This is a genomic window from Streptomyces sp. Rer75 (assembly GCF_013414305.1).
GTDB lineage: Bacteria > Actinomycetota > Actinomycetes > Streptomycetales > Streptomycetaceae > Streptomyces > Streptomyces himastatinicus.
On sequence record NZ_CP058693.1, the window covers coordinates 693,478 to 705,107 of the forward strand.

Below are 11,630 nucleotides of genomic sequence, written 5' to 3' on the forward strand. Positions count from 1 at the left end.
CTGAGCTTGTTTGCATGCAGGAATGGACCACATCACCTTCCTGGTGGCGGTCGTCGTCGTCACGGCCCTCGCCTTCGACTTCACCAACGGATTCCACGACACGGCGAACGCGATGGCGACCTCCATCGCCACCGGCGCGCTCACGCCCAGAACGGCGGTTCTGGTGAGCGGCGTCCTCAACGTGGTCGGGGCCTTCCTGTCCACCGAGGTCGCCAAGACCATCTCCGGCGGCATCGTCGACGACTCCCTGGTCACCCCAGGGATGATCTTCGCGGGACTGGTCGGTGCCATTCTCTGGAATCTGCTGACCTGGCTGGTCGGGCTGCCGTCGAGTTCGTCGCACGCCCTGTTCGGCGGGCTGATCGGGGCCGTGTGGGTCGGGGCGGGCACCCATGGTGTGCACTTCGACAAGGTCGTCGAGAAGGTGCTCATCCCGGCGGTGGCCTCGCCGGTCGTGGCCGGTGCCGCCGCGCTGCTGGCCACCTACCTCGCGTACCGGCTCACCGACCACGCCCGCAAGAGGTCGGTGACCAAGGGCTTCCGGGCCGGTCAGATCGCCTCGGCCTCGCTCGTCTCCCTCGCGCACGGCACGAACGACGCGCAGAAGACCATGGGGGTCATCACGCTGACCCTGATCTCGGCGGGCGCGCTCGGCCATGACGCCGGTCCGCCGCTGTGGGTGATCGCCTCCGCGGGGCTCGCCATCGGCCTCGGCACGTATCTGGGCGGCTGGCGGATCATCCGCACCATGGGCAAGGGCCTCACCGAGATCCAGTCGCCGCAGGGCTTCGCCGCCGAGACCGCCTCCACCACCGTCATCCTCACCTCCGCGCACCTCGGCTTCGCCCTGTCCACCACCCAGGTGGCCTCCGGCAGCATCCTCGGCGCGGGACTGGGGCGGCGGCTGGCGGAGGTGCGCTGGGGCGTCGCGGGCCGCATGGTCATCGCCTGGATGGTCACGCTGCCCGCCGCCGCGGTGGTCGGTGGCGTCTCCGCGAGCGTGGTCACCAACGGCGGCAACATCGGCGCCGCGGTGGTCGCCCTCGTCGGCGCGGCCCTCGCCGCGGGCATCGTGGTCCTCTCGCGCCGCAACCCCGTGCACGCGCGGAACGTGAACGACACCCACGAGGTCACCCTCCGCACCGAGCCGCCGGCCACGGTCGGCTCGGCCGCGTAACTCCTTTCCCGGCACGGCTGAATCACGGAGAGTGGAAAACGATGCAACTCGACTGGAGCGCCCTCGGCCAGGTCGCCGCGGTGAGCGTCGGCGTCACCGTCGCCGTGGTCACCGTCTTCGCCCTCGGCATCCTGGGCCTCGCCCGCGTCGAGGCGGCCCGTGAGGAGAACGGCACCGGCTCACCCGTCGGCCTCACCCAGGCCGGGCTGTGCTTCGTGGCATGCGCCGCGGTGGTGGGTTACGGAATCTATCTGATCGTGCCGCAGTTCCACTGAGGCACCGTGGCGGAAAGGAACACCGGATGACGACACCGCCCTTGCTGTCCGAGCTGGCCGACCTGCGGGTCGACTACAGCGACCACGACGACCCCGTGCTCATCCGGCCGGACGGAAGCCCGGTCGACACGTGGCGGGAGAACTATCCGTACGCGCAGCGCATGGAGCGCCCGGAGTACGAGTGGCACAAGCGGCTCCAGCAGATCGAACTGCTGAAGCTCCAGAGCTGGATCAAGGAGACCGGACGCCGGCTCGTCATCGTCTTCGAGGGCCGGGACGCCGCGGGCAAGGGCGGCACGATCAAGCGCTTCACCGAGCATCTCAACCCGCGCGGCGCACGCGTCGTCGCGCTGGAGAAGCCGACCGAGCGCGAGCGCGGCCAGTGGTACTTCCAGCGGTACGTGGAGCATCTGCCGACCGCGGGCGAGATCGTGCTCTTCGACCGGTCCTGGTACAACCGGGCCGGTGTCGAGCGGGTCATGGGCTTCTGCACGGAGGACGAGTACCGGCGCTTCATGCGCCAGGCGCCGATGTTCGAGCGGATGCTCGTGGACGACGGCGTGGACCTGGTGAAGTTCTGGTTCTCGGTGTCCCAGGGCGAGCAGCGCACGCGTTTCACGATCCGCCAGGTGGATCCCGTACGGCAGTGGAAGCTCAGCCCGATGGACCTCGCCTCGCTGGACCGCTGGGACGACTACACCGCCGCGAAGGTGGCCATGTTCCGCGACACGGACACCGATCACGCGCCCTGGACGGTGGTCAAGAGCAACGACAAGAAACGGGCCCGCGTCGAGGCCATGCGCAGCGTGCTCGCCCGTTTCGACTACGCCGACAAGGACGAGGAGGTCGTCGGCACCGCCGATCCGCGCATCGTGGGCGCGGCGGCGGGTCTGCTGGAGGCGGGCGAAGACGACACCGTCGACACCGACGGGGTTCGGTAGTCGCCCGGGCTCAGCCCCCCCCCGTGGCGGGGCGGCCGGTGCGCAGGGACGCGTAGGCGGCCAGGACGATGCGCAGCCGACGAGGAGACGGCCGAGAAGGTCTACCGGCTCGCCAACGAGGCGACGGCCGCACACTGCGCGCGGGCCCCCGGCCGGCTGTACGGACTCGGCCTGATTCCCCTCCAGCACCCGGACCAAGCCGTACCCGCGCTCGAACACGCCCTGGAACAGGGCCTGTTGGGTGTTGAGATCTCCAGCCACGCGCCCGGGCGGGAGCTGTCGGACCCGGCGTACGAACCCCTCTGGACGCGGGCCGAGCAGACCGACGCGATCCTCTTCCTGCATCCCTTCGGCTGCACGCTCGACGAGCGCCTGGCCCGGTGGTACCTGTCCAACACCGTCGGCCAGCCCACCGAGAACGCCGTCGCACTGTCCCACCTGATCTTCTCCGGTGTGCTGGACCGCCACCCCGGGCTGAAGCTGATCGCCGCGCACGGGGGTGGCTATCTGCCCACCCACATCGGCCGCTCCGACCACGCCTGGTCCGCCCGCTCCGACGCGGCCGCGGGCTGCGCACACCTGCCCAGCAGCTATCTGCGCCACCTGTACTTCGACTCCCTCGTCCACGACCCGCACGTACTGCGGGAGTTGATCCGCGTCGTCGGCGCCGACCGCGTCCTGCTCGGCTCCGACTACCCCTTCGACATGGGCACCGAGGACCCGGTCGGGGCGCTGCGCGCCGCCCGGCTGCCGGACCACGACACCGATGCCGTACGCGGCGGCAACGCGGCGCGCCTACTGCACCTGATCTGACCCCCACCCGCCCCGCCTGACCCCACACAGGAGGAAACCCGCCATGAGCGCACGTCTGCTCACCCACCTGCGGCACGTCGACCTCGCCGTGCCCGACTACGACAAGCAGCTCGACTTCTACTCCGGCGTCTGGGGCCTGGCCACGGTCGCCGAGGACTCCGGCATCTCCTTCCTGGCCGCCGAGGGCTCCCCGGAGCAGTAGGTCATACGGCTGCGCAGGGCGGAGGAGAAGCGGCTCGACCTCGTCTCCTACGGCGCCGCGAACCCGGCCGACGTGGACACCCTGGCCGAACAACTCCTCGCGGACCGAGTGCAGTTGATTTCTCAGCCGGGCAAGGTCGACACGCCCGGCGGCGGCTACGGCTTCCGCTTCTTCGACGTCGACGGACGCACCGTCGAGGTCTCGGCCGACGTCCGGGTACGGCAGCACCGCAGGATCGAGGAGAAGGAGGCGATCCCGGTCAAGCTGTCCCATGTGGTCCTCAATTCCCCCGATCTGAACCGCACCCGGGAGTGGTACGAGCGCCACCTCGGCTTCCGTCTCTCCGACACCCTGCACTCGCCGCACATGGGCGAGGTCATGCACTTCATGCGGATCAGCAGCCAGCACCACTCCATGGCCATCGCCCAGGGCCCGCACACCGCGCTGCACCACGTCTCCTTCGAGATGCGCGGCATCGACGAGTACATGCGCGGCACCGGCCGTCTGCTGCGGGCCGGGGTCCGCAAGGTCTGGGGCCCGGGCCGGCACATGGCGGGTGACAACACCTTCTCGTACTTCCTGGACCCACACGGCAACACCGTCGAGTACACCACCGAGCTGGAGCAGCTCGACGAGGACACCTGGCACCCGCACATCTACGACTTCTCCCGGCCCGAGGTCACCGACCAGTGGGGCACGGCCAACCCGATGAACGAACTGGTGGCCAAGGAGTCGTTCAACGACGTCGACCGCGGCGTGTTCGTCGCCCCGCCGGTCTGATCCCCCCACGACATCCGAGCTGGAGCCCTGACGATGCGCTTCGCCGCCTACGAACACCACCATCAGCAGCACGTCGCCGTCGTCGGGGAACACGGCACCCTCCATCCGGTCCCCGGCGCACGATCGCTCACCGAGCTGATCTCGCCGCGGCCCGCGGACGCAGTGGCGGCGCTCCTCGACGCGGGCACGGCCGCCCTCGATGCCGCGGGCGGCCCTCATGTGTCCCAGGTGCGGCTGCTGCCCCCGTTGCAGCCGCCCACCGTACGGGACTTCGTGACCTTCGAGGAGCATGTGGAGGGCGTGCGGCGGTCGGTCGACGGGACCGCCGGGGTACCGGAGGCCTGGTACGACGCGCCGGTCTTCTACTTCACCAACCCCTACGCGGTCATCGGCCCGTACGACGACGTCCCCGTGCCACCGGGCTCGCACGTCCTGGACTTCGAGCTGGAGGTCGCCGCCGTCATCGGGCGCGAGGGCCGCGACCTCACCCCCGCGCAGGCCCGCGACCACATCCTCGGCTACACCGTCTTCAACGACTGGTCGGCCCGTGACCTCCAGTCCCGGGAGATGCAGGTACGCCTCGGCCCGTGCAAGGGCAAGGACTCGGCCACCACGCTCGGCCCGTACCTGGTGACCGCCGACGAGCTGGAGCCGTACCGGGACGCCCAAGGTTTTCTGCGTCTCGCGCTCACCGCCGAGGTCAACGGAGAGGTGGTCGGCCAGGACCTGCTGTCCAATATGAGCTGGACCTTCGAGGAGATGGCCGCCTACGCCTCGCGCGGCACCCGGGTCCGCCCCGGTGACGTACTCGGCTCGGGCACCTGCGGCAACGGCGGCTGCCTCGCCGAGTTGTGGGGCCTGCGCGGGGAACGGACCCCTCCCCCGCTGAGGCCCGGCGACACCGTCACCCTCACCGTGGAAGGCATCGGTTCCGTGTCCAACACCGTGGTGGCGGGCCCCGTTCCGGTCCCGCTCCCCGCCGCCCGCCGACGCACCCGGGAGCGGCCATGACCACGCCGCGCCACTGGGCGCCCCTCGCCCCTCCGGCGGAGCCGAAAGCTCACGGGAGGCTGACGGGCAGGTTCGTGGTCGTCACGGGAGCCGCCCGTGGCCAGGGCGCGGCCGAGGCCGAGGCGCTCGCCCGTGAGGGGGCCCGGGTCATCGCGACCGACATCGAGCCGGTGGGCGATTGCCGCCGTCTGGACGTCACCAGCGACCAGGAGTGGTCCGTACTCGCCGCCGTGCTGCGGGAGACGTACGGCCAGGTCCACGGCCTGGTCAACAACGCGGGCGTCACATGGCGGGCCCGCCTCGGCGAGGTACGCCCGGAGGACTTCGACCGCGTCCACACGGTCAACGTCACCGGGCCGCTGTTGGGCATCCAGCATCTGGCCCCGCTGATGCCGCCCGGCTCGTCCATCGTCAACGTGGAGTCCGCCGCCGGGCTCACCGGCCACTATCCGGTCGCCTACACCGCGAGCAAGTGGGCGCTGCGGGGCATGTCGAGGACGGCGGCGACCGAGCTCGGTCCGCGCGGTATCCGCGTCAACACCATCCACCCGGGTTTCATCGAGTCCGAGATGACCGCCTCCGCCGCCCCCGCCTTCCGGGAGGCCAACATCCGCGAGACCCCGCTCGGCCGCACCGGCACCGTCGACGAGATCACCCCGCTCGTCGTGTTCCTGCTGTCCGACGAGGCGTCCTTCATCACCGGCGCCGAGATCCCGGTCGACGGCGGCCTCACCGCACACGGAGGCGCCAAGTCGATCTCCGACGCCTTGCGCGCCGAGGCACCGTGAGGCGGCCCGCGCGGTCCTATGACCGGCAAGACGCTCGTCGTCAGCGGCGGGCTCACGGTTCGCTGACCGGCGGGAGGGCGCGGGCGATGAGCTGGGCGAGATGGGTGCCGGTGCGCTCGGTGCGCTGGGCGATCTGCGTACGGCAGCTGAATCCGTCGGCGAGGATGTGGGTGCCGGGCGCGGCCGCGCGTACGGCGGGCAGCAGGACCTGCTCGCCCGCGGCCACCGATACGTCGTAGTGGCCGCGTTCGAAGCCGAAGTTTCCGGCCAGGCCGCAGCAGCCGGAAGCAAGGCTGGTGTTGTCGACTCCCATACGGTGCAACAGGGTGCCGTCGGCGCCGAAGCCCGAGGTCGCGTGCTGGTGGCAGTGGGTCTGGCTGATGGAGCGGGCCGGTACGGCCGGGGGCTGCCAGTCGGGTGCGTGGTGGACGAGGAGTTCGGCGAGGGTGACGGTGGCACGGGCCAGGGCGCGGGCGTCGTCGCCGGTGCCGTCTCCGTCGAGGAGTTCGGGCAGGTCGCTCTTGAGGGCCGCCGTGCAGCTCGGTTCCAGGCCGACCACCGGGATGCCCGCGCGGACCGCGGGGGCGAGAGCGGCGGTGGTGCGCCGGGCGATGCGGCGGGCGACGCCGAGCTGTCCGGTGGTGATCCAGGTCAGCCCGCAGCACTGGGTTCCCTCCGGAACCCGGACCCGGAACCCGGCGTTCTCCAGTACCGCCACCCCGGCTCGGAGCACATCGGGGGTGAAGTGGTTGTTGAACGAGTCGACCCACAGCAGCACCAGCCCCCGGTGCCCGTCGCCTTCCGGTGTGCGGGCGCGGAACCAGGACAGGAAGGTCTGGTCCGCGAAGCGCGGTATCTCCCGTTCCGCGGCGATGCCGCCCAGCCGTTTGACCAGGGGCGCGAGCCGGGACGACGTCAGCGCGTTGACCAGCCGCGGCATGCGGGCGGCCGGGCGGGACAGCAGGGGCAGCCAGCCCATGGTGTAGTGCGAGGCGGGCCGGATGCGCCGCTTGTAGTGATGGTGCAGGAACTCCGACTTGTAGGTGGCCATGTCGACGCCGACCGGGCAGTCGGTGCTGCATCCCTTGCAGGACAGACACAGGTCCAGCGCGTCGCGGACCTCGCGGGAGCGCCAGCCGTCGGTGATGACCTCGCCTTGGGTCATCTCGTGCAGCAGCCGGGCGCGGCCCCGGGTGGAGTCCTTCTCGTCCCGGGTGACCCGGTAGCTGGGGCACATGACGCCGCTGCCAGGGGCGGCGGTACGGCACTTGCCGACGCCGACGCAGCGGCGGGTGGCCTTGGCGAAGTCACCGTCGTCGGCGTGGAAGGGGAGGACCGTGGTCAGCGGGAGCGGAGTGCGGTGCGGGGTGACCCGCAGATTGCCGTCGACGGGCAGCGGCCGCACGATCATGCCGGGGTTGAGGCCGTTGTCGGGGTCCCAGATGTGCTTGAACTCCTCGAACAGGGCGATGACACCGGGCCCGTACATGAGCGGCAGCAGTTCGGAGCGGGCCTGGCCGTCGCCGTGTTCGCCGGACAGCGAGCCGCCGTGCGCGACGACCAGCTTGGCCGCGTCGATGACGAAGGCGCGGAAGACGGCCGTGCCGTGCTCGGTGGTGAAGTCGAAGTCGATGCGCACATGCAGACAGCCCTCGCCGAAGTGTCCGTACACGGCGCCGCTCAGCCGGTGCCGGTCCAGCAGGGCGGTGAACTGGCGTAGGTACGAGCCGAGTTGGCCGGGCGGTACGGCCGCGTCCTCCCATCCGGGCCAGGCTTCGGACCCGTCGGGCAGGCGGGTCGCCAGACCCGCCCCGTCCTCGCGGATCCGCCACAGCCGACGGGCCCGTACGGGGTCGGTGATGATCTCGCTGCCGGTGAGTCCCGTGGTCTGCCGGGCCGCTGTGACGAGCGCCCGGGCGCGTAGCGGGAGTTCGCCGGCCGGGCCGCCGAGTTCGGCGAACAGCCAGGCCCTCGCGGCGGGCAGGGTGTCGATGGCCGCGCGGGTCTCGGGCCGGGTGACGACATCGGTCAGCGCCTGGTCGAGCCCTTCGAGCGCGAGCAACGAGTGGTCCAGCAGGGCGGGCACCGCGTCGGCGGCCGCGCAGGCGTCCTCGTAGCCGAGAACCACCAGGGCTCGTGCGGGCGGGCGCGGAACGAGGCGGACGGTGGCCGAGAGGACGACCGCCAGGGTGCCCTCGCTGCCGACCAGCGCCCTGGCGAGGTGGAAGCGGCGTTCGGGCAGCAGGTGCTCCAGCGCGTAGCCCGACACCTGGCGCGGGAACCGCCCCAACTCGGTGCGCAGCGCGGCCAGGTTGTTCCGGGCGAGGTCGTACAGGGAGGCGATGAGCCGGCCGCGGTCGCCGCCGGAGGCGATGGCCTCGTCGATCTCGTCCTCGGTCATCTCTCCGAGGCGCACCACGGTGCCGCGGTAGGTGACGACTTCGAGTTCCACGATGTTGTCGGCGGTGCGGCCCCAGGCCACGGAGTGGGTTCCGCACGCGTTGTTGCCGATCATTCCGCCCAGGGTGCAGCGGCTGTGGGTGGAGGGGTCGGCGCCGAACAGCAGGTCGTGTCCGGCGGCGGCCGTCTGGAGGTCGTCCAGGACGATGCCCGGCTGTACGGTCGCGGTGCGCGCCTGCGGGTCGAGGTCGAGCAGCCGGTTGAAGTGGCGGGAGAAGTCGAGCACCACGCCCGGGCCGACGGCCTGTCCGGAGGTGCTGGTGCCCGCGCCACGGGCGGTGACGGGCACGCCGAGGCGGCGGCAGGTGGCGAGCGCGGCGAAGACGTGCTGCCGTGTCCGGGGGACGACCACGGCCAGCGGGACCTGCCGGTAGTTGGAGGCGTCGGACGCGTACTGCGCCCGGCGGCCCGCGTCGCCGTGCACCTCGCCGCAGTCCGCCCGGGCGAGGGCGTCGGTCACCGCTGCCGGGTCGACGCCGCCGATGCCTGGTGCTGTCGTGCTCACCGCGCTCGCTCCTCCTGTGCTCACCGGTCACCTGGGACTCACCGGTCGTATCCGCCCCGGCCGCCCCACGATGTGGGCAGGCGCGGACACACCACAAGGCCCAGCAGGGCGATAGTCTTGACGGAGGAGGGCAAGCGATCCTTATGCTCCTGTGGCCCCGTTCCGCCCCCGCCCGCTCCCTGCCCCCGAGGAGCCGCCGTGTTGAAGCCCCTGCATCTCCTCACGCTGAAGGCCGTCGTCGGCAGCGGCTCGTTCGCCGTCGCGGCCCGCGACCTCGGCTACACCGCCTCCGCGATCTCGCAGCAGATCTCGACCCTGGAGAAGGAGACCGGTCTGGTCCTGTTCGAGCGGGAGGCACACGGGATCCGTCCGACCGCCGCGGCCCACCGGCTGGTCGACCTCAGCGGCCGGGCGCTGGCCGCCCTGGACGATCTGGACCAGCAGGTGCGGGAGCTGGCCACCGGGGTCACCGGGCGGCTGAGGCTGGGCAGCTTCCCGACGGCCAGCGTCCGGCTGGTGCCCGCGGCGCTGTCGGCGCTCGCCGAGACCCACCCCCGGGCGCGGATCCAGCTGGAGGAGGGCGAACCGGAGGATCTCGTCGCCTTGCTCACCAGCGGCGACCTGGACATCGCCCTGGTCTACGAGTACGGGCTCAGCCCCCGGCAGTGGCCCGACGGGCTGACCCGCCACCCGTTGCTGCGGGAGGACCTAGTCCTGCTGCGGGCCGCCGACAGCAGGCTGGGGGCGAGCCTTCCCCAGCTGGCCGAGGCGCGCTGGATCACCAGCGGGGAGGGCACGGCCGGGGCCCGCTCGCTGGTCCGGCTCTGCGCGGCCGCCGGTTTCGACGCGGAGGTCGCGTTCCGGAGCAACAACTACGACGTCGTACGGGAGTTGGTGTCCACGGGGCTCGGAGTGGCGGTCGTCCCGGCGCTCGGCCACGCGCCCAGCGGGGCGATCCAGGCCACCCGGGTCGCCCAGCGGTCCGCGCACCGCCAGGTGATGGCCCTGCACCGCGCCGAGAACACCAATCCCCTGCTCGGCACGGTGCTCGACACCCTGCGGCGCGCGGTGCCCGCCGACGAGCCGTATCTGCACCCGGTCGAGGAGCCCGCGCCGTAGGGGGTGTCCGCAAAGTCCCCGCTACCGGGGCGGGACCTGGTCCGGCTCGGGCTCGGGCCGGTCGGAGTCGGCCATGGCGTCGAGGGCATCGAGGTCCACCGAGTCCCCCGGCATGACGCTCCGGGTGCGGCGGTATCCGTACAGGGCGTAGATGAGCAGGCCCGCGACGAGCCAGGCGCCCATCCGGAGCCAGGTCTCCCAGTGCAGGAACGACATCAGCCAGACGGAGAACACCATGCCGAGGACCGGCACGAAGGGCATGCCCGGGCAGCGGAAGCCCCGCTTGAGGTGGGGCTTGGTGTAGCGCAGGACCAGGACGGCCGCACAGACCACCACGAAGGCCAGCAGCACGCCGATGTTGGTGAGGTCGGCGACGGCCTTGATGGGCAGCAGGCCCGCCAGGACGGCGGCCACGCTGCCGATCACCCAGGTGGCGCGGTGCGGAACCTTGCGCTTCGGGTGGATGGCGCCGAACCACGTGGGCATCAGCCCGTCCCGGCTCAGGGCGTACCACAGGCGGGACGCGCCCATCATGAAGGAGAAGGTCACGGTGACGATGCCGATCACCGCGCCGACGGCGATGACATTGGCCAGCCCGTTCAGCCCGACGCTCGCGAAGGCGCTGGAGATGCCGCTGTTCGGGTCGAGCTCGCTGTAGTGCTGGACGCCGGTCAGCACGATGCATACCAGGACGTACAGCCCCATCGAGATCGCCAGGGAGAGCATCATCGCCTTGGGGAGCTTGCTGCGGGCCTCCACCGACTCCTCCGCGGCCGTGCTCAGGGCGTCGTAGCCGAACACGGCGAAGAAGACGGTCGCCGCTCCGGTGAACGCCCCGTCGAGCCCGAAGGGGGCGAAGGGCGTCAGATTGCCGGAGTCGACCTTGGTGAAGCCGACCACGATCACGACGAGCACGATGGCGATCTTGACGAAGGTCAGGACCGTCTCCACGCGTGCGGAGGTACGGGTGCCACGCGTCAGCAGCCAGGCCACGCCCAGGCAGATGATGCTCGCCAGCAGATCGATCCTGTGTCCGTCGCCGGTGCCGGGCGCTCCCAGCGCCCAGGTGGGCAGGTGGATGCCGACGTTCTCCAGCAGGAAGCCCATGTAGCCCGACATGCCGATCGCGACGACGGCGACGATGGCGGTGTACTCCAGCAGCAGGTCCCAGCCGACGATCCAGCCGACGATCTCGCCGAGGACGGCGGCGCAGTACGTGTACGACGATCCGGCCTTCGGGACCATCCCTGCGAACTCCGCGTAGGCGAAGGCGGCACACAGGGAGGCCGCACCGGCCACCAGGAACGAGATCAGCACGGCCGGACCGGCGACATCCTTGGCCACGGCCGCGGCCAAGGAGAAGATTCCGGCCCCGATGATGGCACCGATGCCGATCATGGTGAGCTGGGTGAGGCCGAGCGTGCGCACCATGCGCTCACCGGCGGGCTGCTCGGAGGGGAGGGTGCGCCGGAAGACTCCCTGGGGCCCTCTGCCCAGCAACGGGGGAACGGTGGATTTCGGGTGATTCGTGGACATCGCTCTCTCCCTGTCGGCCGGCG

Annotated in this window: 8 protein-coding genes and 2 pseudogenes; 8 read left to right on the top strand and 2 right to left on the bottom strand. The window is 71.2% G+C overall.

From position 1 onward, the window contains the following. The first annotated feature begins 22 nt into the window (after positions 1 to 22). The 7 genes and pseudogenes from HYQ63_RS02295 (at position 23) to HYQ63_RS02325 (ending at position 5,987) form a co-directional block, all read left to right on the top strand. The gene (locus tag HYQ63_RS02295) at positions 23 to 1,177 is read left to right on the top strand and encodes an inorganic phosphate transporter (RefSeq protein ID WP_179932253.1); all 1,155 of its coding nucleotides are present in this window, start codon (positions 23 to 25) and stop codon (positions 1,175 to 1,177) included. Positions 1,178 to 1,218: 41 nt separating this feature from the next. Then, positions 1,219 to 1,452, top strand: a complete 234-nt coding sequence (locus HYQ63_RS02300) for a hypothetical protein (RefSeq protein WP_179932254.1) — start codon at positions 1,219 to 1,221, stop codon at positions 1,450 to 1,452. A gap of 26 nt (positions 1,453 to 1,478) precedes the next feature. Continuing rightward, entirely contained in the window at positions 1,479 to 2,393 is a 915-nt protein-coding gene (gene ppk2 / locus HYQ63_RS02305) for a polyphosphate kinase 2 (RefSeq protein WP_179932255.1), read from the top strand. A gap of 75 nt (positions 2,394 to 2,468) precedes the next feature. Beyond that, positions 2,469 to 3,206: pseudogene (locus HYQ63_RS02310) on the top strand (amidohydrolase family protein); the annotation flags it as partial. A 43-nt stretch (positions 3,207 to 3,249) separates the two neighbouring features. Further along, positions 3,250 to 4,188: pseudogene (locus HYQ63_RS02315) on the top strand (VOC family protein). A gap of 33 nt (positions 4,189 to 4,221) precedes the next feature. Then, positions 4,222 to 5,199, top strand: coding sequence for a fumarylacetoacetate hydrolase family protein (locus HYQ63_RS02320; RefSeq protein ID WP_179932256.1), 978 nt, complete (start codon positions 4,222 to 4,224; stop codon positions 5,197 to 5,199). Further along, the gene (locus HYQ63_RS02325) at positions 5,196 to 5,987 is read left to right on the top strand and encodes an SDR family NAD(P)-dependent oxidoreductase (RefSeq protein WP_179932257.1); all 792 of its coding nucleotides are present in this window, start codon (positions 5,196 to 5,198) and stop codon (positions 5,985 to 5,987) included. The genes HYQ63_RS02320 and HYQ63_RS02325 overlap by 4 nt, the downstream gene beginning before the upstream one ends. A gap of 52 nt (positions 5,988 to 6,039) precedes the next feature. On the opposite strand, the gene HYQ63_RS02330 is transcribed toward HYQ63_RS02325, so the two are convergent. Then, positions 6,040 to 8,952 carry an FAD-binding and (Fe-S)-binding domain-containing protein gene (locus HYQ63_RS02330; RefSeq protein ID WP_179932258.1) on the bottom strand — a complete coding sequence of 971 codons (2,913 nt, stop codon included), beginning with the start codon at positions 8,950 to 8,952 and terminating at the stop codon, positions 6,040 to 6,042. Positions 8,953 to 9,150: 198 nt separating this feature from the next. Between HYQ63_RS02330 and HYQ63_RS02335 the strand changes: the two genes are divergently transcribed. Further along, positions 9,151 to 10,071: a LysR family transcriptional regulator gene (locus HYQ63_RS02335; protein WP_179932259.1), complete on the top strand. Its 921-nt coding sequence runs from the start codon at positions 9,151 to 9,153 to the stop codon at positions 10,069 to 10,071. 21 nt (positions 10,072 to 10,092) lie between these two features. Here HYQ63_RS02335 and HYQ63_RS02340 read toward each other — a convergent pair whose 3' ends face one another. After that, positions 10,093 to 11,502, bottom strand: a complete 1,410-nt coding sequence (locus HYQ63_RS02340; protein WP_218929639.1) for an amino acid permease — start codon at positions 11,500 to 11,502, stop codon at positions 10,093 to 10,095. Positions 11,503 to 11,630: the final 128 nt, after the last annotated feature.

Coding starts and splice junctions, on each gene's coding strand:
- HYQ63_RS02320 (WP_179932256.1), top strand. CDS start 4,222: ATGCGCTTCGCCGCCTACGAACACCACCATCAGCAGCACGTCGCCGTC.
- ppk2 (WP_179932255.1), top strand. CDS start 1,479: ATGACGACACCGCCCTTGCTGTCCGAGCTGGCCGACCTGCGGGTCGAC.
- HYQ63_RS02300 (WP_179932254.1), top strand. CDS start 1,219: ATGCAACTCGACTGGAGCGCCCTCGGCCAGGTCGCCGCGGTGAGCGTC.
- HYQ63_RS02340 (WP_218929639.1), bottom strand. CDS start 11,502: ATGGTGCGCACGCTCGGCCTCACCCAGCTCACCATGATCGGCATCGGT.
- HYQ63_RS02325 (WP_179932257.1), top strand. CDS start 5,196: ATGACCACGCCGCGCCACTGGGCGCCCCTCGCCCCTCCGGCGGAGCCG.
- HYQ63_RS02295 (WP_179932253.1), top strand. CDS start 23: ATGGACCACATCACCTTCCTGGTGGCGGTCGTCGTCGTCACGGCCCTC.